20 protein-coding genes are annotated in these 24430 nt (G+C 73.2%); 12 read left to right on the top strand and 8 right to left on the bottom strand.

Annotated elements, in window-relative coordinates:
* The first annotated feature begins 45 nt into the window (after nucleotides 1-45).
* The 3 genes from E1266_RS06805 (at nucleotide 46) to E1266_RS06795 (ending at nucleotide 3379) form a co-directional block, all read left to right on the top strand.
* The gene (locus E1266_RS06805) at nucleotides 46-999 is read left to right on the top strand and encodes an aromatase/cyclase (protein ID WP_279436306.1); all 954 of its coding nucleotides are present in this window, start codon (nucleotides 46-48) and stop codon (nucleotides 997-999) included.
* Between the two features lie 71 nt (nucleotides 1000-1070).
* Nucleotides 1071-2591, top strand: a complete 1521-nt coding sequence (locus tag E1266_RS06800) for an FAD-dependent monooxygenase (protein WP_132044884.1) — start codon at nucleotides 1071-1073, stop codon at nucleotides 2589-2591.
* 50 nt (nucleotides 2592-2641) lie between these two features.
* Nucleotides 2642-3379: an antibiotic biosynthesis monooxygenase gene (locus E1266_RS06795; RefSeq protein ID WP_132044882.1), complete on the top strand. Its 738-nt coding sequence runs from the start codon at nucleotides 2642-2644 to the stop codon at nucleotides 3377-3379.
* Between the two features lie 90 nt (nucleotides 3380-3469).
* On the opposite strand, the gene E1266_RS06790 is transcribed toward E1266_RS06795, so the two are convergent.
* Genes E1266_RS06790 through E1266_RS06775 form a run of 4 tightly spaced genes read right to left on the bottom strand, consistent with a single transcriptional unit; the run spans nucleotide 3470 to nucleotide 8659 of the window.
* Nucleotides 3470-5353: a hypothetical protein gene (locus tag E1266_RS06790; protein ID WP_132044880.1), complete on the bottom strand. Its 1884-nt coding sequence runs from the start codon at nucleotides 5351-5353 to the stop codon at nucleotides 3470-3472.
* The gene (locus E1266_RS06785; protein ID WP_132044878.1) at nucleotides 5331-5687 is read right to left on the bottom strand and encodes a 4Fe-4S dicluster-binding protein; all 357 of its coding nucleotides are present in this window, start codon (nucleotides 5685-5687) and stop codon (nucleotides 5331-5333) included. Before E1266_RS06785 ends, E1266_RS06790 begins: the two co-directional genes overlap by 23 nt.
* Nucleotides 5688-5732: 45 nt before the next feature.
* Nucleotides 5733-7229, bottom strand: coding sequence for a glutamine synthetase family protein (locus tag E1266_RS06780; protein WP_132044876.1), 1497 nt, complete (start codon nucleotides 7227-7229; stop codon nucleotides 5733-5735).
* 11 nt (nucleotides 7230-7240) lie between these two features.
* Nucleotides 7241-8659: an amidase family protein gene (locus E1266_RS06775; RefSeq protein WP_207945464.1), complete on the bottom strand. Its 1419-nt coding sequence runs from the start codon at nucleotides 8657-8659 to the stop codon at nucleotides 7241-7243.
* Nucleotides 8660-8905: 246 nt separating this feature from the next.
* Between E1266_RS06775 and purB the strand changes: the two genes are divergently transcribed.
* The 4 genes from purB (at nucleotide 8906) to E1266_RS06755 (ending at nucleotide 13274) form a co-directional block, all read left to right on the top strand.
* On the top strand, nucleotides 8906-10198 hold the full coding sequence (gene purB, locus E1266_RS06770; RefSeq protein ID WP_132044874.1) for an adenylosuccinate lyase: 1293 nt from the start codon (nucleotides 8906-8908) through the stop codon (nucleotides 10196-10198).
* The gene (locus tag E1266_RS06765; protein WP_132044872.1) at nucleotides 10176-10577 is read left to right on the top strand and encodes a GNAT family N-acetyltransferase; all 402 of its coding nucleotides are present in this window, start codon (nucleotides 10176-10178) and stop codon (nucleotides 10575-10577) included. The genes purB and E1266_RS06765 overlap by 23 nt, the downstream gene beginning before the upstream one ends.
* 117 nt (nucleotides 10578-10694) lie before the next feature.
* Nucleotides 10695-12179 (top strand): protoporphyrinogen oxidase, encoded by a 1485-nt coding sequence (gene hemG / locus E1266_RS06760; RefSeq protein WP_243718265.1) that lies wholly within the window; start codon nucleotides 10695-10697, stop codon nucleotides 12177-12179.
* A 39-nt stretch (nucleotides 12180-12218) separates the two neighbouring features.
* On the top strand, nucleotides 12219-13274 hold the full coding sequence (locus E1266_RS06755; RefSeq protein ID WP_207945463.1) for a methyltransferase: 1056 nt from the start codon (nucleotides 12219-12221) through the stop codon (nucleotides 13272-13274).
* An 87-nt stretch (nucleotides 13275-13361) separates the two neighbouring features.
* Here the strand turns inward: E1266_RS06755 and E1266_RS06750 are convergent, their stop codons facing one another.
* Nucleotides 13362-15149, bottom strand: a complete 1788-nt coding sequence (locus E1266_RS06750; RefSeq protein ID WP_132044870.1) for an ABC transporter ATP-binding protein — start codon at nucleotides 15147-15149, stop codon at nucleotides 13362-13364.
* A gap of 64 nt (nucleotides 15150-15213) precedes the next feature.
* Complete coding sequence (locus E1266_RS06745) at nucleotides 15214-16602, bottom strand: NDP-hexose 2,3-dehydratase family protein (protein ID WP_132044868.1); 1389 nt, start codon at nucleotides 16600-16602, stop codon at nucleotides 15214-15216.
* A 314-nt stretch (nucleotides 16603-16916) separates the two neighbouring features.
* Between E1266_RS06745 and E1266_RS06740 the strand changes: the two genes are divergently transcribed.
* The 4 genes from E1266_RS06740 (at nucleotide 16917) to E1266_RS06725 (ending at nucleotide 21025) form a co-directional block, all read left to right on the top strand.
* Nucleotides 16917-18089: a nucleotide disphospho-sugar-binding domain-containing protein gene (locus E1266_RS06740; RefSeq protein ID WP_132044866.1), complete on the top strand. Its 1173-nt coding sequence runs from the start codon at nucleotides 16917-16919 to the stop codon at nucleotides 18087-18089.
* A 172-nt stretch (nucleotides 18090-18261) separates the two neighbouring features.
* Entirely contained in the window at nucleotides 18262-18873 is a 612-nt protein-coding gene (locus E1266_RS06735; protein WP_132044864.1) for a glyoxalase, read from the top strand.
* 136 nt (nucleotides 18874-19009) lie between these two features.
* Complete coding sequence (locus E1266_RS06730) at nucleotides 19010-19996, top strand: methyltransferase (protein WP_132044862.1); 987 nt, start codon at nucleotides 19010-19012, stop codon at nucleotides 19994-19996.
* A gap of 66 nt (nucleotides 19997-20062) precedes the next feature.
* The gene (locus tag E1266_RS06725; RefSeq protein WP_207945462.1) at nucleotides 20063-21025 is read left to right on the top strand and encodes a Gfo/Idh/MocA family oxidoreductase; all 963 of its coding nucleotides are present in this window, start codon (nucleotides 20063-20065) and stop codon (nucleotides 21023-21025) included.
* Here the strand turns inward: E1266_RS06725 and E1266_RS06720 are convergent.
* On the bottom strand, nucleotides 21015-22253 hold the full coding sequence (locus tag E1266_RS06720) for a DegT/DnrJ/EryC1/StrS family aminotransferase (protein ID WP_132044858.1): 1239 nt from the start codon (nucleotides 22251-22253) through the stop codon (nucleotides 21015-21017). The genes E1266_RS06725 and E1266_RS06720 overlap by 11 nt on opposite strands.
* A 26-nt stretch (nucleotides 22254-22279) precedes the next feature.
* Complete coding sequence (locus tag E1266_RS06715) at nucleotides 22280-23008, bottom strand: SDR family oxidoreductase (RefSeq protein ID WP_132044856.1); 729 nt, start codon at nucleotides 23006-23008, stop codon at nucleotides 22280-22282.
* Between the two features lie 179 nt (nucleotides 23009-23187).
* Here E1266_RS06715 and E1266_RS06710 point away from each other — a divergent pair.
* Nucleotides 23188-24430, top strand: a 1243-nt coding sequence (locus E1266_RS06710) for an FAD-dependent monooxygenase (protein ID WP_132044854.1), incomplete at its 3' end; no start/stop codon positions are given.

Genomic DNA, 24430 nt, shown 5'->3' with positions numbered 1-24430 from the left:
GCGGCCGCCGCCGGTCGGACCCTCCGAACCCAGAGGAGAACGAACGTGACCACGAGCACGATGCGTGAGACGGAACACGAGATCAAGATCGACGCTCCGGCCGGGAAGGTCTACGGGCTGATCGCGGACGTCGGCAGGTGGCCGGAGATCTTCCCCCCGACCGTGCACGCCGAATGCGTCGAGCGGGACGGGGACTCGGAGCTGATCCGGCTCTGGGCGACCGCGAACGGCACCGCCAAGACGTGGACGTCCCGGCGCGAGCACGACCCGGAGCGGATGAGCGTCTCGTTCCGCCAGGAGCGGTCCCAGCCCCCGGTGGGCGGCATGGGCGGCGAATGGGTGGTGGAGCCCCTTTCCGGGACCGCCTGCCGCGTGCGCCTGCTCCACGACTTCTTCGCGGCGAGCGGCGACCCCGCCGACCTCGACTGGATCAGCCGGGCGGTCGACCGCAACAGCGGGTCGGAGCTGCGGGCGCTCAAGGAGAGCGCGGAACTGGCGGGACCCGACCGGCTCGTCACGTTCGACGACGCGGTCACCGTCGACGGCGACGTGCGGGACGTGTACGACTTCCTCAACGAGGCCCAGCTCTGGACGCGGCGCCTCCCCCACGTGGCCAGGGTGTCGCTGGAGGAGGACACGCCCGGGCTGCAGATCCTCGAGATGGACACGAAGACCAAGGACGGGCAGGTGCACACCACGCGTTCCGTGCGCGTGTGCCAGCCGTACACGAGCATCGCCTACAAGCAGACCGTCCTGCCCGCGCTGCTCGCCCTGCACACGGGGCGCTGGATCATCGAGCGGCACGGCGGCGGGGTGTCGGTGACCTCGCGGCACACCGTGCGGATCAACACCGAGCGCATCCCCGAGGTGCTGGGCGACGACGCGGACGTGCGGGCCGCGCAGGACTTCGTCCGGAACGCCCTGAGCGGCAACAGCCTGGCCACCCTGCGGCTCGCCAAGGAGCACGCCGAGGACGCCGGAAGGCGGGCGGCATCGTGACGCGACCGGGAAGTCCCGCGACCGACAGGCCCGCGACCGAAAGGCGGGGCGCGCGGAAGGTGGAGAGAGACATGGAAGGCTTTGACGCGGACGTCGTGGTCGTGGGGGCGGGGCCCGCCGGGCTCATGCTCGCCGGGGAGCTGCGCCTGGCCGGCGTCCGGACCGTCGTCCTGGACGTGCTGGCCGAGCCGATGCGGCAGTCCCGCGCCCTCGGCTTCTCGGCCCGCGCCATCGAGGAGTTCGACCAGCGCGGGCTGCTGGCCCGCTTCGGCGATGTGCAGACCATCCCCTTCGGCCACTTCGGCGGGCTGCCCATCGACTACCGGGTGGTCGAGGGCGGCTCCTACGGGGCGCGGGGCATCCCGCAGTCGCGCACCGAGGAGGTGCTGGCCGGGTGGGCCACCGAGCTCGGCGCCGTGATCCACCGGGAGCACGAGGTCGTCGGGCTCACCCCGGACGACGCCGGCGTCGAGGTGGACGTCGCGACCCCGGAGGGCCGCAAGCGCCTGCGCGCCCGCTACGTGGCGGGGTGCGACGGAGCGCGCAGCACCGTCCGCAAGCTCACCGGCATCGACTTCCCCGGCACGGACCCGACCGTCGAGCTGTGGTTCGCCGACGTGACGGGATGCCCGCTGCGGCCGCGCTTCGCCGGGGAGCGCGTGCCCGGCGGGATGGTCATGGTGCTGCCGCTGGGGCCGGAGGCCAACCGCGTCATCGTGTACGAGCGCGGCATGAAGCGGCAGGGCGACGGCGCCCCGGGCTTCACCGAGATCGCCGCCGCCTGGCAGCGGCTGACCGGTGAGGACATCGGCGGCGCGCGGCCGCTGTGGACCAGCTTCACGACCGATTCGAGCCGCCAGGCGGCGGAGTACCGCCGGGGGCGGGTGTTCCTGCTCGGCGACGCCGCGCACATCCACCTGCCGATCGGCGCCCAGGGAATGAGCGCGGGCATCGGCGACGCCATGAACCTGGGGTGGAAGCTCGGCGCCGTGCTCAACGGCCACGCGCCCGAGGAGCTCCTGGACACCTACCACTCCGAGCGCCACCCGGTGGCCGCGGGCATCCTGAACAACACGCTCGCCCAGCGGACCCTGTACCTCGGTGCCGACGACATGAACCCCATGCGGGAGGTCATGACCGAGCTGCTGGCGTACGAGGAGGTCCAGCGGCGGCTGGTCGGCATGGTCACCGGCCTGGACATCCGCTACGACGTCGGCCAGGGCGACCACCCGCTGGCCGGCCGGCGCCTGCCGGACATCGAGCTCGCAGGCGGCCCGTCCGGGAAGGAGAGCGCCTTCCGGCTCCTGCACGCGGGCCGCGGCATCCTCCTCGACCTGCGCGGCGACGACGAGGTGCGCGCCGCCGCCGGACCGTGGACGGACCGGATCGACGTCGTCACCACGGCCTCGCGTCCCGCGGGCGCGCTCGCCGACGTCGAGGCCGCGCTGGTCCGGCCGGACGGCCACCTCGCCTGGATCGGCGCCGGCGGCTCCCGCGCGTCCGGCCTCCCGGAGGCCCTCGCCCGCTGGTTCGGCCGGCCGCACAAGAGCCACCGGCCTGCGGCGCCCGCAGCGGCGGGCGCCCGGCCGTAGCGGCCGTAACCCGAGAACCGCACCGCAACCCCGAGGACGTGAGGTCGAACATGCCATTCATCAATCCCGAGGACGGGTACCTGACGGTCATCAACCTGTTCCGGACGGAGACGCACGAGCAGGTGGACCGGCTGGTCAGCGAGATGCGGGCGATCGTCGACACGGCGGCGTTCCCCGGCTGGATCTCCAGCACCGTGCACCGGGGCCAGGAGCAGCCGGGCACCGCGAACTTCATCCAGTGGCGCGGGAAGGAGGACCTGGAGTCGCGCTACGCCGGGGCCGAGTTCAAGCACCGGACGGTGCCGGTCTTCGAGGAGATCACCACCTACGTCCGGCTGATGCAGACCGAGGTCGAGCTGAGCCGGCGCCACCCGTCCCAGGGCGACGCCACCGAGGTCTCCCCCGGCCGCGGGGACTACACGGTCCTCGAAGTGCTCGGCGTGGACCCCGCCGACCAGGACGAGCTGATCGCCGCGGTCGGGTCGTCCCACGACTGGCTGGTGGACACGCCCGGCTACCGTTCGCAGAGCGTGCTGCGGGGCGTCCGGTCCCGCACCCTCGATCGCGGCGGCCTCTCGACGGTCGGCACGGACAACGACTTCGTCGTGGTCTATTCGCAGTGGGACGGCAAGTCGTCCTACGACGCGTTCCGCGGGACGGCCGAGGACGAGCGGCCCGCCGCGGGCCGCAAGAACGAGGACAGGCGGAGATCGCTGACGACCGAGCACGACTGGAACACCTACCGGGTCGTCCACAGCCGTTCCGCGTCGGAGCCCGCCGTGGTCTGACCCACCGGCACGCGCGAACGCTCGCGGCCCCCGGCCGGAAAGGCCGGGGGCCGCGAGCGTTTCCCTCACCGACGCCTCATTCGGCGCTGGTCATTCGGCGATGGTCTCCCAGTGCCACCGGCTGTCGAAGGCCGTGACCTCGATGTCCGCGCCGCCGGCCACCAGCTCCGCCGCGAGGCCCGTGGCCTTCGCGATGAACCCCGAGGCGCGGTCGGCGGCCAGCAGGTCCTGCTCGCCGTACGGCAGCCCCTCGCAGCGGAGCAGCCGCAGGTCGACGAACCCGTCGAACGTCCGGTCCAGCACCCGCACCGGCTGCGGGCTGCGGATGGTGAAGCGCACCTTGGCGGCGACGTGGCCGTGGTGGTGCTGGTCGGAGTAGTACGCGATGTCCGGGATAGTCGGCGGGACGAAGTAGTCGCGGGCCGCGACCTCGGGGACCTTCGGGAGGTTGCCGGCCAGGAAGTGCCAGGAGTTGTACTGCATCCGCGCGGACATGGCCCATGCAGCGTCGGCCATGTGCGCGGCCGAGTCCCCGAAGTACCGCCGGGCATCCGGCGCGGGCACGACGCAGCAGAAGAAGTGCGGCAGGTCCCAGGCGGCGATCTCGGGCCAGTCCCCGCAGCGCAGCGCCGCGGTGAGCGCGGTCAGCGACCGCATGCCGCGGCTCATCGCGAAGTCGGCGTCGAACGCCGCCGTCGACGCGCGCACGGTCTCGTGCACGAGGGACTCGAGGCCCGTCCGGGACGCGCCGTGCGGTTCGGCCAGCCAGCCGGGCGACGCCTCCAGCGAGGCGCCCAGTTCCGCGAGCGAGCCGCCGGCGACCGGGAGCCGCTCGCTGAGCCGGGCGCAGAGGTCCGCCTCCAGTTCCCGGGCCTCGCCGGCGGGCGCGCCGGCGACCCGCTCGATCTTGTGCATCAGCGGGCCGTGGATCTCGCGGTAGAGCCGGACCCGCCCGGTGATCTCGCGGCGCCGCCGGGCGATCGCCGCCGCCAGGCCGCCGAGGTCCGCCACCGAGTCCGAGGCGGCGGGCGGTATCCGCTCCCCGCCGGGGACCGCGTCGTACGCCGCGCGCGTCCGCTCCAGGAGGCGGGCCACGTGCTCGACGGTGAGCTGCGTCCCGTTGGCCTCCTCGATCCGGGCGAACCCCGCCGACCGCACCAGCAGCGTCAGGCAGGTCACCATCAGGACGTCGCCGTCCGACCACAGGTCCAGCGGCACCGTGGCCAGGCTGCTCAGCGCGCAGTCGGGGTGGCCCGGCCACAGCGTCTTCCCGGCGAGGGTGTTCCGGTCACGGAAGTTGGTGTACTGGCGGTCGCCGGAGTACAGCACGAACGGCGCGGTCCGGAGGGCCGCCTCCTTCAGGTTCTCCAGCATGTCCCGGCGGCCGTCCGGGCCCGCCGCCGCCAGCCGCGCGCGGCAGTCGGCGGCCGAGCCGCGCAGCCGCTCGGTGGCGGCGTCGAGCTCGGCCCGGTAGCGCGCCAGGTCGCGGTCGGACCACGGCACGCGCAGCACGCCGCCCACGAGGTCCTCCTCCCCCGCCAGCGGGGGCTCGGAGGGGACGCGCACGACGATCCGGCCGCTCGTGTTCAGCCCGATCTCGCCCAGGAACGCCGCCGGGGCCTCGGCCTCCGGGGCGGTGCCCCGGAGACCGGGTGTTCGCCACGACCGGCCGAAGAGGACCTTCAGCGCGCACTCCTCCGCCGCGGGCAGCGCCCGCAGCTGGATGTCCGCCGGGACGTGCCCGGCGAGCGTGAGCAGCGTGTCCATGGCCGACGACAGGTCCGGTTCGGCGGCCGCCCGCCGCCAGACCCGTTTCAGCAGCCCCGGGAACCCGGCGTCGTCCGGTACCGGGTAGTCGGGTCCGGGTGCGGTTCCCGCCCGCCGGCCGAGCCTGCTCGGCCGGCGGCTCTGCCGCGCTCTCGCCAGCGCGTCCTTGCGGGACAGCGTGCTGTCAGGCGTGGTGGGCAGGGTCATCGCTCCCCCCTCCGGCCGTCAGGCCGACGTGGTCCCAGAGCTGCTCCGGGGTGGGCGTCCACTCCTCGTCCACGTAGATGCAGTCGACGGGGCAGACCATCACGCAGACCGGGCAGCCGGAGCACAGCTCGGGGACGATGACGACGTCGAGCCCCCGGTCGAATATCGCCCCGAACTCGGGCGGGCAGTTGCGCCGGCACAGGTCGCACGTGATGCATTCCGAGGCCTCGATGCGGCGCGGGGGCTTCTTCCAGTTCTCGTCGCGGGACCGCTGCGCGATCCGCTCGGCGCGCCCGGCATCCGCCACGGCGGTCGTTTCCTTCGCCCACGGCATGTCGTGCTCTCACCTCGGCTTCCTGGTCGCGTGGCTGCGGGTTCGTCAGTAGGCACCGAAATATTCGCGGTGCTCCCATTCGGTCACTTCTCCGGTGGCGGGCCGTTCCGCCGCGCACCATTCCTCGAACCGCGACACCTCGCTTTCCTTGAGCATCGTCAGGCAGGTCTTGAGCGGCTTTCCGAGCAGGTTCTCCGCGGGGCCGCTCGCGCCGAACGCGTCCAGTGCCTCGCGCAGCGAACCCGGCAGCGCCGGATACGGGGTCCGCGCGGGCGCGGTTCCGGCGGTCAGCCCTTCCAGGCCCGCGTAGAGCTGGGCCGCGATGGACAGGTACGGGTTCGCGCACGACTCCCCGACGCGGTTCTCGACGTGCGTCGCGCTGCCGCCGCTGAGCACCCGCACCATCGCGGTGCGGTCCTCGAAGCGCCAGTCGACGGAGGTCGGGGAGAGCGAGAACTCCGGCGCCAGCCGCCGGTAGCCGTTCACGGTCGGGACGCTGGGCAGGCACAGTTCGCGGGCGTGCGACAGCAGTCCGGCGACGTAGGACTCCCCCTCGGGCGACATCACGTCGAGCGCGTTGCCGTTGGCCGCGAACACGTTGCGGCCTGTCTTGGTGCTCGTGACGGACTGGTGCAGATGCCAGCCGCTGGAGTCGAAGCCGTCCAGGCGCGGCAGCGTCATGAAGGACGCGTGCATGCCGCGCCGCCTGCAGAACCGCTTGACCTGGGTGCGGAAGAGCAGCATCGCGTCCGCCGCGTCCAGGGCCAGCATCGGGCCGAAGGTGGTCTCCAGCTGGCCCGGGCCCGACTCGTGCTCCATCGAGCGCAGCGGGAGGCCGAGCGCGATGAGCGTCGCGGCCAGCGGGTCCGCGACGTCCGCCACCGAGTCGTAGTAGCCGTCGAGGTTGAACTGGTAGCCGGGGTTGACGGCCTCCACCGCCGGGGCGGGCCCCTGCCGGCCGAAGCCGTTGCCCGCGTTGCCGGGCGGGCCGCCGGTCAGCCGGGTGAGGTACCACTCGACCTCCAGCCCGATGACCGGGGCCAGGTCGTGCTTGGCGTACTGGGCGCAGACGCGGCGCAGGACGTCGCGGGAGGCGAGCGGGTGCGGGGTGCCGTCGCGCAGGTACTCGTTCCCGAGCACCCAGGCGGTCCTCGGCTCGGTCCCGGGCAGCACCTGGAACGTGCGCGGGTCCGGGACGAGCACGAAGTCGCCCGCGCCGAGCAGTTCGCCGACCCCCACGCCGGTGTCGGCGAGGAAGTCGACGGCGACGGCGTGGCCGGTGTCGAAGATCAGCGGTCCGGCGCTGAAGTCCATGCCGTTGCGCAGCACGGCGCGGAAGACGTCCGCGGGCACGGTCTTCGACCGCGCCAGCCCGTGCGGGTCGCAGAACGCGATCCGGACGAGGTCGACCTCGTCCAGCCGCATCTCCACCTGCTCGGCCGCGGCGGCCTGGCGGTCGTCCCAGAGCCCGAACTCGGACACGAACGCCGGGGACCCGACGCCGCCCTCCTCGCCGTGCAGGGACCACGGCCTGGAAGTCATGGACCTGGAAATCATGATCGTTCCTCTTTCGTCTCGGGGGCGGGCGCCATCGCGAGGCCGAGTTCCGCCTCGACCGCGGCGGCGGCCGAGAGCACCAGGTCGTCGTCGCCGACCCGGCCCACGAGCTGGAGCCCGGCCGGGAGCCCGCCGGACGTGACGCCGGCGGGCATGGTCAGGGCGGGCTGGCCGGTGATGTTGAAGGGGTAGGTGGCGGGCGACCACGCCAGCCACCGCAGGCCGGCCGGGTCGCCGGCCCAGGGCGGGGCGATCGCGTCGGCGGCGAACGGCTCGGTGGGGACGGTCGCCATGGCCAGGAGGTCGTAGTCCGCCATCACCGAGCCCAGCGTCGCCCGCAGCGCCATCCGCGCCTCCTCGGCCCGCATGATCGCCGTGCCGCTCAGGGAGCGCCCGTACCGGACGAGCTCGGCCCGGCCCTCGTCGCACCAGGGTTCGTCCTCCGGCGCGGTGCCGCTCGCCTCGGAGACCGCGAGGATGTCCACCAGGGCCGCGTACGGGTCGGGGAACGGGACCTCGATGCGGTCGACGCGATGCCCCAGCCCGGCCAGCACCGGCAGGGCGCCCTCGGTGACGCGGCGTATCTCGCCGGACGTCCCGGGGAACTCGATCCAGCCGATCCGCAGCGCACCGGGCGGTGTCGCGAGGATGGGCGGGCCGGTCACCGAGTCCGGGTCGCGGTGGTCGGGACCGGCCAGCACCGACGTGAGCTCGGCGGCGTCCGCCACGGTCCGCGCGAGCGGCCCGACGTGCGCCAGCCGGTCGGCGCAGGGCGGCACGTAGGGGATCCGGCCGAAGGACGGCTTGAAGCCGACCACGCCGCAGAACGCCGCGGGGATGCGGACCGAGCCCGCCCCGTCGGTGCCGACGGACGCGGTGCACAGCCCCGCCGACACCGCGGCGGCGGACCCGCCGCTGGAGCCGCCGGCCGACCTGCCGCGGTCCCAGGGGTTGCGGGCGGGGCCGGCGAGCCGGCTCACCGTGCTCGCGCTCCAGCCGCACTCCGACGTGGCGGTCTTGCCGACCACGATCGCCCCCGCCGCGCGGAGGCGGGCGACGGCGGGGGCGTCCGCGGCGGGGCGGGGGTTCGGCAGCAGTGACCCCCGCCTGGTCGGAAGGTCCCGGGTCTGGACGAGGTCCTTCACCGACACGGTGACGCCGAGCAGCGGCCGGTCGCGGAAGGCGGCCGCGCCGCGCTCCGCGACGAGCCGGTCGGCGGCCTCGGCCTCCCGCAGCGCGCCGCCGCCCGCGACCGCGACGAACGCACCGAGTTCCGGGTCCGTCTCGCGGATGGCGTCGAGCACGCTCCCGACGTGCTCGGCGACCGTGCCGCGGCCCCGCAGGAACAGCTCCCTCGTCTCGGGAATGCCGCGGCATATCCGCCGGTGATTTCTGGTGGCCGTTGAAACTGACACATGACCACTACATGGCACGGGCCGAAGCTCGTGCAAGTTGTGGACCGCCAGTACCGCCGCCCTATGGAGCAAGCTCGGAGAAGAATTCGTTCAACCCCGGGCGTCGAGCGTTCAACTGCCGAAAATCAGCGGCTGAACAAAGGCGCCGGAGAGACTCCGGGAGTACGCCGAAAGCCCGCTATACATCGAACCGCGGCAATTACTATCCTGCGGCTGCCGGTCACGGCCCGCGGAAGGACGACGGACATGATATCCCGCTATTCACTGCCCGAGATGGCGGAGATCTGGTCGGACCAGGCCCGCTACGCGACCTGGGTCAAAGTGGAACTGCTGGCGTCCCAGGCGCAGACGCTGCTCGGGCGGGTCCCGCCGGAGGCGCTGGCGGACATCCGGAGCGCCCGGGTTCCGTCCGCCGAGCGCGTGGCGGAGATCGAGCGCGAGCGCGACCACGAGATCCTCTCCTTCCTCACGGCCTTCTGCGAGGAGATCCCCGACGACTCCGCCCGGTGGGTGCACCTCGGCATGACGAGCTACGACCTCGTGGACACGGCCCTGGGGTACAACCTCGCCCGCGCCTGCGACCTGCTGCTCGACGCGGTGGCACGGCTCCGCGGCGTGCTGGCGGAGAAGGCGGCCGAGCACTGGGACACGGTGTGCATCGGCCGCACCCACGGGATGCACGCCGAGCCCACGACGTTCGGCCACAAGCTCGCCGGGTTCGCCTTCGCGGTCGACCGGGCGATGCGGCGCCTGCGCGCCGCGCGGGACGAGGTCGCGGTCGGCACGATCTCGGGCTCCGTCGGGACCTACGCCCTGATCGACCCGTTCGTCGAGAAGTACGTGTGCGGGGAACTCGGCCTCGGCGTGGAGCCCGCGCCCAGCCAGGTCGTCGCCCGCGACCGGCACGCGCAGCTCGTGCAGGCGGCGGCGGTGCTCGGCGCCTGCATCGAGCAGATCGCCACCGAGGTGCGGCTGCTCTCGCGGACCGAGGTCCGCGAGGTGGAGGAGAGCCGGACGTCCGGCTACCAGGGGTCGAGCGCGATGCCGCACAAGCGCAACCCGACCGGCAGCGAGCGCCTGGTCGGGCTGGCCCGGCTGCTCCGCGGGCACGCGGGCACGATGCTGGAGAACGTCGCGCTCTGGCACGAGCGGGACCTGTCGCACTCGTCGGTGGAGCGGGTCGTCCTGCCGGACGCGATGACCGTCGCCCACTACCAGACGACCGCGGCCGCGGACCTCGTCGAAGCCCTCGAAGTCTTCCCGGAGCGGATGCGCGGCGCGATCGACGAGACCGGCGGCCTGGCGTACAGCTCGGCGGTGCTGGCCGGCCTGCTGGCGGACGGCACCGAGCGGGAGCACGCCTACCGGGCCGTCCAGGCGGCCGCGAACGGCGCGATCGACTCCGGCGAGACGTTCGGCGCCCTGCTCGGCGCCGAGGGAATCGATGCCGGGCCGCTGGAGCCGGAGCGGTTCCTCGTCCACCACGACGTGATCCTCAAACGATTGGAAATCCTCCGTGAGATGGGACATCAAGCGTGAGAACGGCGCCGGGCTGGACCTGGACGAGGTCCTGGAGGTCTACCGGTCGTCGGGACTGGGCGAGCGCCGGCCGATAGCGGAGACCGGGCGCATGGCCGCGATGGTGCGGAACGCCAACCTCGTCGTCACCTGCCGTATCGACGGGGAACTCGCCGGCATCGCGCGGAGCGTCTCCGACTTCTCCTACGTGACCTACCTGTCCGACATCGCGGTCCGCCGCGCGCACCAGCGGTCCGGTATCGGAAGGGCCCTTATCGAGGCGACGCGGAAAGAGGCGCCGCAGGCCAAGATCGTGCTCCTGTCGGCGCCCGCCGCGGCGGACTACTACCCGCACATCGGCTTCACTCAACACAATTCCGCCTGGGTGCTGAACCCCTGACGAACGACGCCGCATCTTTATGGCGCGCCGTTGTCCACCGGCGCTCGACCGGTGTTATGGGCGGTGCTGCCACGGTGAGGTGACGCGGTTTCCAAGCAAGTCGAGGGAGTGTGCGTGATGGTCAATCAGGAAATGGGCACCGGGCGGCGTTCCGCCCGGGACGGGACGTCCCGCGCGCCGCACGTCGTGATCGTCGGCGGGGGGATCGCGGGGCTGTCCGCGGCGTTCCTGCTGCGCGACGAGCCGGTGCGGGTGACGGTCTGCGAGGAGTCGTCCCGGCTCGGCGGGCAGCTGGCCGTGTCGGAGGTCGCGGGCGTCGCGGTGGACGAGGGCGCCGAGGCCGTGTGGCGCCCCAAGACCGAATGGCTGATCGGCCAGACGGCGCTGGGCGACCGGCTCGTGTCCGCGGACAACGCCGCTGTGGCGACCTGGACCAGAGGCGGCATGTGGCCGCTGCCCGACGGCCACTTCATGAGCGTTCCCTCGGACCTGGACGCGCTGGCCCGGTCGGGCGCGCTGTCCGACGAGGGGGTCGCCCGAGCGCGGGAGGACCGTGAGCTCCCGGCCACGCCCCGGAACGGGGACGTGTCGGTGGGCGAGTACGTCGCCGCGCGGTTCGGCCAGGAGGTCGTGGACCGGCTGGTCGATCCGTTCGTGCACGAGATGTGCGCCGGGCGCGCGAGCGAGCTGTCGTTCGAGGGCACGCTCCCGCCGCTGGCGATGGCGTCGCGCAAGCGGCCGTCGCTGGCCGACGCGGCGGGCATGCTGGTGCCCTCGCCGGGTTCGGGCGTGCCCGAGCTGCACAGCGGGCTGGGCACGCTGGTCGGCGGGATGGGCGCGCTGCCCGGCGCGCTGGCCGACGCCGTGCTGGCCGCCTCCCCGGGAGCCGCGCTGCGGACCGGGACCAGGGTGGCCGGGCTGGCGCGGGACGGGCACGGGTGGCGGCTGACGGCGGACTCGGCCGCCGGCCGGGAGGAGATCGCGGCCGACGCGGTCATCCTCGCCGTCCCCGCGGGCCCCGCGGGCGCCCTGCTCGCCGGGCTCCCCGACACCGGCGCGGCCTGCACGGGGCTGGCGGAGATCCCGTACGCGAGCGCGGTGATGATCACGCTGGCCTACCCGCGCGGGACGTTCCGCGGCGGGCCGGCCGAACGCGGGCTGGCCGGCTACCGGGTGCCGGCGGTCGACGGGCGGACGGTCCGGTCGGTCACGTTCTCGTCCGTGAAGTGGCGGCACATGGCCGGCGACGTGGAGATCGTGCGGTGCCAGGCCGGCGGCGTCGACGCGCGGGACCTGCTGGAGCGCGACGACGCCGACCTCGCCGCGCTGGCGGCCGGCGAACTCGCCGAGGCCACCGGGGCGTCCGGTGAGCCCGTGGCCACCAGGGTGAGCCGGTGGGACCGGGCACTCCCCCAGTACACCGTCGGCCACCCGGCCCGGTCGAAGCGGATCCGCGGCGGGCTCGCCGGCCAGCCGGGACTCGCGGTCTGCGGCGCCGCCTACGAGGGGGTGGGCATCGGCCAGTGCATGAACACCGGCCGCAAGGCCGCCCAGCAGGTCCTCACCCACCTCGACACCGCCGCCGGAGCACGCGGTGCGTGACCCGCGACATCAGAAGCCGAAAGGCGGGAGGGAGCAACGATGGGCGCTGCACAAGGCGGCGGTCCGCCGGGCGGCGGAGCGCACGCGGAGAACGTGCGGAGGCTGCGCGCGCTGTCCGACCTGATCACGCCCTACGCCGTCCGGGTCGCGGCCACGCTGCGGCTGGCCGACCTGATCGAGGCCGGTGCGCGGCGCCCCGACGAGCTCGGCGCGCGGTGCGGGGCGGATCCGGCGGCCCTGGAGCGGCTGCTGCGGCACCTCGCCGCCAAGGGCGTGTTCGCGCAGCCGGAACCGGGCGAGTTCGCGCTGACCGAGCTGTCCCGCCTGCTGCTGACGGGCCGGGACGACGACGGCCTGCGGCCATGGCTGGACATGGACGGCGGGCTGGGGCGCTCCGACACGGCGCTGTCCGGGATGCTCCAGGTCGTGCGCACCGGGCGGCCCGTCTACGAGGACATGTTCGGGCGGACGTTCTGGGCGGACCTGGAGGCCGACCCCGAGCGCGGCCGGGCCTTCGACGCGCTGATGTCGGCGCAGGTCTCGCTGGTGGCCGACGAGGTCACCACCGCCTACGACTGGTCGGGCGTGCGCGACGTCGTGGACGTCGGAGGCGGCACGGGCACGCTCCTGGCCGCCCTGCTCACCAAGCACCCCGGCCTGCGGGGAACGCTAATCGACCTGCCGTCCGTCGTCGAGACGGGGCGGCGCGAGCTCGCCGCGGCGGGGCTCGCCGACCGCTGCGCCTTCGCGCCGGGGAGCTTCTTCTCCCCGCTGCCGGCCGGCGGCGACGTCCTCGTCCTGTCGCGGGTCCTCCACGACTGGGACGACGACTCCGCGCGGGCGATCCTGCGCCGCTGCGCCGAGGCCGCCCGGGCCGCGGGCCCCGCGGCCCGGGTGCTGGTCATCGAGCAGCTCGTCGCCGACCGGGGGAACTCCCCGATGACCACCGCCATGGACCTGCGGATGCTCTCCGTCATCGGCGGGCAGGAGCGCTCGCTGGACGAGTACCGCCTGCTCGCGGCCGACGCGGGGCTCTCGCTGCGCGACACCGTCCCCACCGAGTCGGGACGTTCGATCCTGGAGTTCACCGGCTGAGCCGAGCGGCAAGGCCGCGCGGGCCGCGACGACCGGAAACGGTGTCGCGGCCTTCAGCCGTTCCGGCCCGATCCAGTCCAGGCCCCGTCAGAGCGTCCGGGTGGCCGGTTCGAAGATGTCCACGTCGCGGTCGACCAGCGCCGCGTAGTAGCCGCGCCGGTCGAGCAGCTCGGTGTGGGTGCCGCGCTCGACGATCTCGCCGGCGTCCAGCACGATGATCTCGTCGGCCTCCCGGATCGTGGACAGCCGGTGCGCGATCGTGATCGTGGTGCGGCCCGCGCTCACCGCCTCGATGGCCTCCAGGACGGCCCGCTCGGTGTGCGTGTCCAGGGCGCTGGTGGCCTCGTCCAGCACGAGGATGAGCGGGTCGCGCAGGACGGCGCGGGCGATCGCGAGGCGCTGCTTCTCCCCGCCGGACAGCCGGTACCCGCGCTCCCCGATGACGGCCTCGTAGCCGTGCGGCAGCGACATGATGTGGTCGTGGATCTGCGCGGTCTTCGCGGCGGCGACGAGCTCGTCGTCGGTCGCGCCGGGCTTGGCGAACCGCAGGTTCTCGGCGACGGTGGCGTGGAACAGGTAGATCTCCTGGGACACCACGCCGACCGCGGTGGCGAGCGTGGCGGACGACATCCGCCGCACGTCGACGCCGTCGATCGTGACGCGCCCGGACGTCACGTCGTAGAGGCGCGGGATGAGGTAGCTGAGCGTGGTCTTGCCCGCCCCGGTCTCGCCGACGATGGCGAGGCTGTGCCCGGCGGGGACGGTCACGTCGATGCCGCTGAGCGTGGGCCGGTCCGCGCCGGCGTAGGAGAAGGAGACGTCCCGCAGCCGGAGCTCCCCGCGCGGCGCCGCCGGGACGACCGGGTGCTCCGGCTCGGGGATGTCGACCGGCAGGTCGAGGTACTCGAAGATGCGGTCGAACAGTTCCAGCGACGCCTGCATCTCGACCCCGACGTCCAGCAGCTGGACCATCGGCCGGAACAGGTTCAGCTGCAGCGTGGTGAAGGCCACCACCGTGCCGATGGAGATCGCCGAGCCGGGGCCGGCCAGCCCGGCCGCCCAGTAGGTCAGCGCCGGCATCGAGGACATGACGATCTGGATCCACGACTGGCTCCAGCGCCCCGCCATGCTGGACCGGACCTCGAGGTCGGCGACCTTGCCGGACTCCGCCGCGAAGGTGTCGTTCAGCGACCGGGAGCGGCCCATCGTGTGGCTGAGCAGGATGCCGCTCACCGACAGCGACTCCTGGACGATCGAGGAGATCGCGGCGAGCTGGCGCTGCCGGTCGCGGGTGATGCGGCGGCGCTCCCTCCCGATGCGGCGGCTGAGCCACCCGAAGAAGGGCATCATCGCCAGCGAGGCGATGGCGAGGCGCCAGTCGAGGACGAGCATGGCGATCACCGTGGCGATCACCGTGGTCAGGTTGGACACCAGCGTGGTCGCGGTGGTCGTCACGGTGGCCTGCATGCCGCCGATGTCGTTGGCGATGCGCGACTGCACCTCGCCGGTGCGGGTCCTGGTGAAGAAGGCCAGCGACATGCGCTGCAGGTGCGTGTAGACGGCGGTGCGCAGATCGTGCATGACGCGCTGGCCGACCTTGGTGGACACGTAGCTCTGCAGGACGCCGAACACGCTGTTGGCGACCGAGACGACGATCATGCCGAGCGCCAGCACGGTCAGCAGGCCCGTCCGCCCCTGGGGCAGGGCGACGTCCACGACCTCCCGGATCAGGAACGGGTTGACCAGGGAGACGAGCGACGAGGCGACGACGAGGGCGCCGACGGACAGCAGGCTCCACCGGTACGGGCGGAACAGCCCGAGGATGCGCCGCAGCGGTACGCGTGCCAGCGGGGTGCCGTTCTCAGCGGGGCTCAAACAGGGCCTCCTCGGCGTCCAGCGGGGCGGCGTCCGGGCCGGGAGGCCGCCGGCGGTGCCCGGGTCACACGGGCGCGTGGTCGATGCCGGCCGCGTGCGTGTTGAGGACGGCCAGCAGGGTCCGGGCCTGCACGTTGACGTAGTGGCTGTGCCCGGCCAGCCAGTTCAGCTGCCCCGGGGTGATCCAGCGGTAGCCGGGCGGGGGCTCGGCGGGGGTCGTCGACTCGTCGGTCTCGGCGATCAGGTAGCGGCTCTCGGCGTCGCGGAACCGGCCGCCCTCCTCGGCGTGGACCGCCGAGTACCGGACGCGGCCGGACGGCATGTCCAGCATCAGGTCGAGGAAGTGGGGCCGCTCCGCCGGGGGCAGGTGCGCGTAGTTCTCCGGGGCGTACTGCACCGTCGGCCCGAGTTCGACGGTGTCGAGGAAGCCGCCCTCGACGCGCGCGTGCACGAGGACGTGCGGGACGCCGCCGAAGGTGCGGTACGCGAAGCCGACGATCCCGCGGGAGACGGGTTCGAAGAGTGGCTGGGTCCAGCTGGAGACCTCGCGGGCGGAGCCTTCCACCGCGACCGCGACCACCCGGAAGAACCTCTGGTCCGCGCGGTGGACGGAGTCGGCGTCGCGGTGCCAGCCGGTCACCTCGCGCAGCGGGATGCGGCGGGCCCGGACGTCCTGCCGGGCCCGCTCCCCGGTGAACCAGGACAGCAGGCCGGCGTCCGGCGACAGCGCCGCGCGCTCGGGATGCGCCATCGGCGCGCTGCCGAGCACGGTGCGCGCGTCCATGTTCACCAGGTTGTCCTCGTGGAGCAGCGCGCCGAGCTGCCCGAGGGTGAGCCAGCGGAAGTCGTCGTGGACGGGCACGTCCCCGTCCACCTCGACGATCATGTTGCGGTTGCGCTTCCGGTAGAACCACGAGCCGTGCTCGGACTGGAGCACGTCGGTGAGCACGCGGTCCGGGTCCGGCCGGAGGAAGTGGTCCAGGTACCTGACCGTCGCCCCTCCGTGCGCCTTGGTGTAGTTGCTCCGGGTGGCCTGCACCGTCGGGGAGAGCTGCACCAGGTTCGGATTCCCGGGCTCCATCTTGGCCTGCATCAGGAAATGGAGGACCCCGTCGAACTCCTTGGCCAGGATGCCGAGGATGCCGATCTCCGGTTGCACGATGATGGGCTGCCGCCACTCCGCGTCCGGCCGGACGACGTGCAGGCCCTCGACGGAGAAGAACCGCCCGCTGCGGTGCCTCAGGTCGCCGGTGCCGGCGGCGAAGGACCAGCCGTCGAGCTCCGCGAACGGGATCCGCCGCACCCGGGCCGGGCACGCGCGCCTGCGGGAGGCGAGCCAGCCGGGCACGTCGCCGGTGGCCATGCCGGCGCCCTCGGCCGCCGCCGCGGAGCGGGCCAGCCGTTCAGCGGTCCCCGCACCGGAGCGCGACCTCAGCAGCAGCCCAGCGGTCATGGCAGATCACCGTTCCTCCCCGGTTCGGCCACCGGTGCCGGACGGAACAAGGCGGCGGGCCCGGCAGGCCGATTCAGGCTAACGACCCGGGCTCTTTCCGGGCACCTTTCGTATTGCGTCACATTCATTTTGCGTCACATCGCACGCGCCGGTCGCGCCCGTTCGACTGCCGACATGCTCAGTTGAACGCGCCGGACAAAGGCAACCCAGCGAGGTGAAACGCTGAAAGCGCGGACCCCTTATGGCGATCCCCGGGAACGTCCCATAATCGGACGGGCCATGAGCGGATCGCCACCCGAGACATATGAGGCGCCATGAAATTCTTGTTCACGCCGGTCGGCAGTCAGGTGACCGTCTACGCCGTGGCACCCCTCGCCACGGCAGTGCGGAATGCGGGGCACGAGGTCCTCCTGGCCGTCAACGAGCCCCTTCTGGAGTTCGCGCAGGCCACGCAGCTTCCGGCGGTCTCGATCATGCCTGAGCCCACCCGGCACTTCGTGATGAACGGCCCCGCGAAAGACCCCGCGCAGAGCCCCGCGCACCTGCGGGAGGAGATGCTGGCCACGGGCCGGGGCTTCGCCCGGATGGCCACCGCCGCGCTCGGCCCGCTGCTGGACCTGGCGGACGACTGGCCCCCCGATCTGGTCGTCGGCGGCTCGATGAGCTTCGCGGCGGGGCTGCTCGCCGCCCGGCGCAAGGTCCCGTACGTCCGGCATGCCGAGTACCTCGGGGTCCCGACGCAGGACGTCGACCCGGGCGCCGCGGAGGGGCTGCGGTCCGAGCTGCGGGACCTGGGGCTGGCGGGGCTGCCGGACCCGGCGCTGTTCGTCGAGGCGTGCCCGCCGTCCCTCCGGTCGCCGCGCGCTCCGGACGGGCAGGCGATGCGCTGGATCCCGAGCAACCCCCAGCGCCGCCTGGAACGGTGGATGTACACCCGCCCCGAGGGGCGCCGGCGCGTGCTGATCACCTCGGGCGGCCACTTCCGCATGCTCTCCGCCGACGCGATGCGGCGCCTGGTGGCGGAGCTGGCCGCCGACGGGGCGGAGGTGCTCGTCGCCGCCCCCGCTAAGGCCGCCGAGGAGTTCCGGACCGAACTGGACGACGGCCGGCTGGACGACGGCGGCGTCCGCGTCGGCTGGATGCCGCTCGACGCGGTGGCCCCGACCTGCGATCTCGTCGTGAACCACGGGGGCGCCACCACCGCCATGACGGCCCTGTCCGCGGGGGCGCCGCAGCTGATCTACCCCCCGAACACCCACACCAAGGCCATCGCGCAGGCGCTGACCGGCTACGGCGCCGCGCTGACGGTGCCGCCCGAGCACTACGGACCCGGCGAGGACGCGGCCGCGGCGTTCGCCGCCGGCTGCCGGCGGATACTGGCCGAGCCCCGGTACGCGGAGCGGGCGCGGGCCCTCGCGGCGGAGAACGCGGAGCTTCCGGCGCCCGCCGGGATCGCGCGCACGATGGAGACGCTCGCCGCCGGATAGGCATTGTTGAACGGCCGTCCGGTTCCAATAGATCGACAACTCCCGCGATGTCCGATGATCTCGCCCATGACCAGCAGTTCCGCCGGAGATGACGCCGGGCGCGGACGGGAACAGGACGGGCCGATCAGGATTGGATAAGCGCGGGCCGGTGAACACACCTAGCATGAGCGTCATGGCTTCCGTCGAATTCGTCACTCTAGAGGTGGCCGACACAGCGGCCGCCGAGCGTTTCTACGCATCCGCCCTCGATACGGACAAATACCTGCGCCTGGAGGCGTCAGACGCGGCGACGAGCGGTTTCCGCGGGTTCACGATGTCGCTCATCGTGTCCCAGTCGGGCAACGCCGACGCCGTCATCGACGCCTTTCTCAAGGCCGGCGCCACATCGCTGAAGCCCGCCAAGAAGTCCCTCTGGGGCTACGGCGGCGTCGTCCAGGCCCCGGACGGGACCGTCTGGACCGTCGCGTCCCAGTCGAAGAAGGACTCCGGCCCGGTCTCCCGCGAGATCGACGAGACCGTGCTCCAGCTGGGAGTCGAGGACGTGGCCGCGAGCAAGCAGTTCTACGTCGACCACGGCTTCGAGGTGGCGAAGAGCTACGGCCGCAAGTACGTCGAGTTCGCCACGTCACCGGGTTCCGTCAAGCTCTCGCTCTACAAGCGCCGCGGCCTCGCGAAGGTCGCCGGCGTCGACGCCGAGGGCAGCGGATCGCACCGGATACAGATCGGCAGCGACGCCGGCCCCTTCACCGACCCGGACGGCTTCGTCTGGGCGTCCGCCAAGTAACCCGGCCACGGCGCCTCCGGCGATTCCCGCCCGCCACGCGGCTCTCCGCGGCGGGTGCGGTCCGGCGCGCCGTCCGAACCGGCCCGCGGCCGTTCCCCACGCCCATGAGCCGGGCCCTTGAGCCAGGAGGTAGCACGTGTCGGACAAGGCGGATCTCTGGGCGCTGAGCGACTTGGCGACCCCCTGGTGCCTGCGCGTCGCGGTGACCCTCGGCGTCGCCGAGCACCTGGCACGGGGGATCACGAAGATCGACGACCTGGCCCGGGAAGCGGACTGCGACGCCGAGTCGCTGGCCCGCGTACTGCGCCACCTCGTTGACAAGGGCGTCTTCGAGGAGCCCGCCGAGGGCGAGTTCGCGCTCAACGAGACGGCCCGCGACCTGGTCGATCCCGGCCCGGTGCGCGGCAACCTCGATCTCGACGGCTGGGGCGGCAGGGTCGCCGGTGTGTGGAGCGGCCTCCTGGCCACCGTCCGCACGGGCCGCCCGAGCTACCAGGAGGTCTTCGGCCGCCCGTACTGGGAGGATCTGGACGCCGAGCCCGGTCTCGCGGCCAGCTACGACGCGCAGATGACCAACGGCGGCCGCAACGTCCCGGACCCCGCGGCCCTGGTCGGCGACGACTGGGCGGACGTCCACCACGTGGTGGACGTCGGCGGCGGAGCCGGCGCGCTGCTGGCCGAGACCCTGCGAGCCCAACCCCACGTGCGCGGCACGCTCGTGGACCTGCCCCGCACGGTGGCCCGCTCCGGCGAGATCTTCGAGGCCGCGGGGGTGAGCGACCGCGCCTCCGTCAGCGGGCAGAGCTTCTTCGACCCGCTCCCCCGCGGCGCGGACGTCTACCTGCTCACGCGCCTGCTCCTGGACTGGCCCGACGAGGAGGCGGCCGCGCTGCTCACCCGGTGCGCCGAGGCGGCGGCTCCGCACGGCCGCGTCGTCGTGGACGGCGGCGTCTCCCCCGGCGGGGCGCCCCCGAAGGGCGGCCTGATGGTCATGATGCTGACCGGCGGCAGGACGCGGAACCTCGACCAGTTCGGCGCCCTCGCGGCGAGGGCGGGGCTGGCGGTCACGGCGTCCGGCAACGCCCCCTCCGGCCGCTACATCGTCGAGTGCCGTCCGGCCTGAACCCCTGAGCAGCACCCGCGACCCGTTGACCGGGAGGCGACGACCAGCATGCGATCCACGGTCCGTATGGGAGTACTGGGGTGCGCGGACATCGCGCTCCGCAAGGTCATGCCGGCGATGGAGGAGGCCGGGAACGTCGAGCTGGCCGCCGTCGCGAGCCGCGATCCGGCCAAGGCGCGCGACGTCGCCCGCCGGTTCGGCTGCGCCGCGGCGGACGGGTACGACGGCCTGCTCGAACGGGCGGACGTCGACGCGGTGTACATCCCGCTGCCGACCGGCCTGCACGCGCACTGGGCGGGCCGGGCGCTCGCCGCGGGCAAGCACGTGCTCGCGGAGAAGCCCCTCACCTGCGACCACGCCACCGCCCTGCCCCTGGTGGACCAGGCCAGGGCGGCCGGCCTGTGGCTGATGGAGAACTACATGTTCCTCCACCACGGCCAGCACCGGAGGGTCGGCGAGCTCGTCGCCGACGGCCGGATCGGTGCGCTCCGCGTGTTCACCGCGCGCTTCGGCATCCCGCCGCGCGACGCGTCCGACATCCGGTACAGCCCCGAGCTGGGCGGTGGCGCGCTGCTGGACGTGGGCGGCTACCCGATCCGCGCCGCGTCCCACTTCCTCGGCCCCGAGCTGGACGTCGTCGGCTCGGTGCTGCGCATGGACCCGGCCAGGGGCATCGACGTGGCCGGCCACGCCCTGCTCTCCACGCCTTCCGGCATTACGGCAGAGCTGTCATTCGGCTTCGAGCACGCCTACCGGTCCCGCTACTCGCTCTGGGGGGACCGGGCCCGGCTCACGGTGGACCGCGCCTTCACCCCGCCTCCGGACCAGCGGCCGCTGATCCGCATCGAGTCCGGCGGGCGGACCGAGGAGCCGTCCTTTCCGGCGGACCACCAGTTCCGGAACGTCACCGAGTCCTTCGCCCGGTCGATCCTCCAGAACGCCGACTACGCTCCCCACGCCGCGGCGATCACCCGTCAGGCCGAGTTGGTCGACCGGGTGCGCGCGCAGGCGAGGCTGGTCACCGCCTGAGCCCGGAGGGCACAGGGGCCGGAGGGGCGGGCGCGGGATCCGCCGTGCGCCGCGCACGGTCGGTCAACCGCCGGCCCGAGGCGGCCGCGCACCGCACGATCTCGCAGATGCGCCGGACGTCCGCCGCGGAGACCGCGGGCCCGGTCGGCAGCGCGAGCACCTGCTCCGCCAGCCGCTCGGTGTGCGGCAGCTCGACGGGGCGCTCCGAGCGGTACGGCTCGAGCTGGTGGCAGGCGGGCGAGAAGTAGCGCCGCGCGACGACGTTCTCGGCCTTGAGCACCCGCATCAGCAGGTCCCGGTGGAGGCCGGCGCCCGCCTCGTCGATCCTGGCGATCACGTACTGGTGGTTGGAGCTCTCCCCCGCGTCGAAGGGGACGACCGACACGCCGGCCACCCCGCGCAGCTCGGACCGGTACAGGGCGTGGTTCTCGCGGTTGTGCAGGACGACCCGGTCGAACGCCTCCAGTGAGGTCAGCCCCATCGCGGCGGCGGCCTCGCTCATCTTTGCGTTGGTGCCGGCGCGCTCGATGCGGCCGTCCGTCCCGGAACCGAAGGTGCGCAGCGACCGCAGGTGCTGCGCGAGGCCGTCGTCGTCGGTGACGACGGCGCCGCCCTCGAAGCTGTTCACCACCTTCGTCGCGTGGAAGCTGAACACCTCCGCGTCCCCGAACCCTCCGATCCGCCGGCCGCGGTAGGTGCAGCCCAGCGCGTGCGCCGCGTCGAAGAGCACCCGCAGGCCGTGCCTGGCGCCCGTGCTCTCCAGCTCGGCGATCGGGGCGGGCCGGCCCCACAGGTGCACGCCGACCACGCCCGAGGTGCGGGAGGTCACGGCGGCCTCCGCCGCACGCGGGTCGAGGCAGCCGGTCGAGGGGTCGATGTCGCGGAACACCGGCGTGAGGCCCAGCATCCGGGCCGCGTGCGCGGTGGCCACGTAGGTCATCGACGGCATGATGACCTCGCCGGAGAGCCCCGCGGCCAGGTAGAGGAGCTGCAGCGCCGTCGTCGCGTTGCAGGTGGCCACGCAGTTGCGCACGCCTGCCGCTTCCGCGACGCGATCTTCGAACTCCCGGACCAGCGTCCCGTTGGTGAGCCACATATCGTCCAGCGCCCGGTTCAGCCGTTCGAAGAAACGCGCCCGGTCGCCGGTGCTGGGCCTCCCCACGTAGAGCGGTTCGGTGAATGTCGCGGGCCCGCCGAAAAGGGCGAGGTCGTCGATTCCCCGCTTCACGCCCGATCTCCGTCGTGCCGGATCCGCTACCACGGGACGGTCCCGTTCTCCGCCAGGCAGGCCCCCGACGGCCCGGAGTCGTCGAGAAGCGCCAACTGGACCGCGATCCGCGCACCCTCCGCGGGGGTCAGGTGCCCGCGGTGGCCGTTGATGTCCGTGGCGACCGGCCCGGGATTGGCCAGATTGACCTTGACCGGCGTCCCCTTCAGCTCTTTCGCGTACAGCACCGTGAGGGCGTTCAGCGCCGTCTTCGAGGACTGGTAGGCGAGCATGTTGACGTTCGCGAGCGGGGAGCCCGGATCGGTGTTGAGGGTCAGCGACCCGGCGTGGCTGGACAGGTTGACGATCCGCCCGGCCTCCGACCGGCGCAGCAGCGGCAGCATCGCGTTGGTGACGGACACGACGCCGAAGACGTTGGTCTCGTACACCTCCCGCAGGTCGGCGGCGGTGGCCGCACTGGGCGGCCCGCTGAAGCCCCCGGCGATGCCCGCGTTGTTCACCAGGACGTCCAGACGGCCGTGGCGCCGCTCGATCCAGGCCGCGGCGCCGGCGGCGGAGGCCGGGTCGGTCACGTCGATCCGCAACGGCAGGGCGGTGATGCCGAGGCCCGCCAGCGAGTCGGCCGCGGCCTTGCCGCGCACCTCGTCCCTGGCGCCGGCGAGCACGACGCACCCCTGTTCGCCCAATTGCCGCGCGATCTCGAATCCGATGCCCTTGTTGGCGCCCGTGATCAGCGCGATTCTGTCGGCAGGCACGTCCGGAGCCCCTTTCCATTCGCGGGAGGGATGACAGGCCGAATGGCCACCCTTCCACGTCACGGCGTGTGATTCCAGGGCGTTCAACCGCGCGCTTTCTTGCCATTTTGAAGCTGCACGCGATGAAGCGTAGCTTGACGATTCGATTCCTCTGCCACCGCCTGCGGAAGGTCCGGAGAATGAACAATGGCGTGATCGTCGTCGGCGCGGGTCCCGTCGGTTTGCTGCTGGCCGGCGAACTGCGCCTGGCCGGGGTGGACGTCACCGTCCTCGACCGGCTGCCCGGCCCGTCCGGGGAGTCCCGTGCCCTCGGGTTCAACCGGCGGGCCGCCGAGTCGCTGGACCAGCGCGGGCTGCTGGCCCGGCTCGGCGACTTCAGATGGGGCCCGATGGGGCACTTCGGCGGCGTCCGGATCGACCTCGGGATGCTGGACGAGGACCACAGCGGGGTGCTCGGCCTGTCCCAGGCCCGGACCGAGGAGATGCTGGGCGGGTGGCTCGGCGAACTGGGCGTTCCGGTGCGGCGCGGGTGCGAGGTGACCGCCCTCCGCGAGTCGCCGGACGGCGTCACGGCGGTCTTCGACGGGCCGGCGGGCCGCGGGGAGGTCACCGGCGCGTACCTGGTCGGCTGCGACGGCCCGCGGAGCACCGTCCGCGCGCTCGCCGGCATCCGCGCCCCGGGCTGGGAGGCCACGCGCGGCATGTACACCGCGGAGATCGCCGGGGTCACGCTGCGGCCGCGGCCCATCGGCGAACGGCTCCCGGGCGGCAACATGGTGCTGTGCACTCCGCTGGGCGACGGCCGCTACCGGATCGTCGTCCACGACAAGAGCCTGCCCCCTCGCCCGGACACCCGTGCGCTGACGTTCGCGCAGGTCGCCGATTCGTGGCAGCGGCTCACCGGTGAGTCCGTCCACCACGCGCGGCCGCTCTGGCTGTGGGCCTCCGACAACGCGGCCGGGCTCGCGGAGGAGTACCGGCGCGGCCGGGTGCTCCTGGCCGGCGACGCCGCGCACGCCATACCGCCGCTGGCCGCGTGGGGGCTCAGCGCGGGAATGCTGGACGCGGTGAACCTCGGCTGGAAGCTGGCCGCGACCGTCAACGGCTGGGCACCGGACGGCCTGCTCGACACCTACCACGCCGAGCGCCACCCGGTCGGGCGGCAGCTGATGCGCAACGTCCAGGCGGCGTCCATGCTCTACCTCGGCGAGGACGACCTGGACCCGGTCCGCGAGGTGGTCGGCGAGCTCGTCGCCCGCAAGGACGCGGCCGGGCACGTCGCCGGAATGATCAGCGGGCTGGGCATCCGCTACGACATGGGCCCCGGCGACCACCCGCTCCTCGGCAAGCGCATCCCACCCGACCTGCGCCTCACCCTCACCGACGGAACCCGCCCCCGCATCGCCGACCTCCTCCACACCG

Origin of the sequence: Actinomadura sp. 7K534 (assembly GCF_004348575.1) — a bacterium.
GTDB lineage: Bacteria > Actinomycetota > Actinomycetes > Streptosporangiales > Streptosporangiaceae > Spirillospora > Spirillospora livida.
Note: the sequence above shows the minus strand (reverse complement) of the source record. Positions and strands in the feature narration are given on the sequence as shown.

Excerpts from the sequence above, each read along its gene's own strand:
- E1266_RS06800 (WP_132044884.1), top strand. The coding sequence starts at position 1,071 with ATGGAAGGCTTTGACGCGGACGTCGTGGTCGTGGGGGCGGGGCCCGCC.
- E1266_RS06795 (WP_132044882.1), top strand. The coding sequence starts at position 2,642 with ATGCCATTCATCAATCCCGAGGACGGGTACCTGACGGTCATCAACCTG.
- E1266_RS06790 (WP_132044880.1), bottom strand. The coding sequence starts at position 5,353 with ATGACCCTGCCCACCACGCCTGACAGCACGCTGTCCCGCAAGGACGCG.
- E1266_RS06785 (WP_132044878.1), bottom strand. The coding sequence starts at position 5,687 with ATGCCGTGGGCGAAGGAAACGACCGCCGTGGCGGATGCCGGGCGCGCC.
- E1266_RS06780 (WP_132044876.1), bottom strand. The coding sequence starts at position 7,229 with ATGACTTCCAGGCCGTGGTCCCTGCACGGCGAGGAGGGCGGCGTCGGG.
- purB (WP_132044874.1), top strand. The coding sequence starts at position 8,906 with ATGATATCCCGCTATTCACTGCCCGAGATGGCGGAGATCTGGTCGGAC.
- hemG (WP_243718265.1), top strand. The coding sequence starts at position 10,695 with ATGGTCAATCAGGAAATGGGCACCGGGCGGCGTTCCGCCCGGGACGGG.
- E1266_RS06755 (WP_207945463.1), top strand. The coding sequence starts at position 12,219 with ATGGGCGCTGCACAAGGCGGCGGTCCGCCGGGCGGCGGAGCGCACGCG.
- E1266_RS06745 (WP_132044868.1), bottom strand. The coding sequence starts at position 16,602 with ATGACCGCTGGGCTGCTGCTGAGGTCGCGCTCCGGTGCGGGGACCGCT.
- E1266_RS06740 (WP_132044866.1), top strand. The coding sequence starts at position 16,917 with ATGAAATTCTTGTTCACGCCGGTCGGCAGTCAGGTGACCGTCTACGCC.
- E1266_RS06735 (WP_132044864.1), top strand. The coding sequence starts at position 18,262 with ATGGCTTCCGTCGAATTCGTCACTCTAGAGGTGGCCGACACAGCGGCC.
- E1266_RS06725 (WP_207945462.1), top strand. The coding sequence starts at position 20,063 with ATGGGAGTACTGGGGTGCGCGGACATCGCGCTCCGCAAGGTCATGCCG.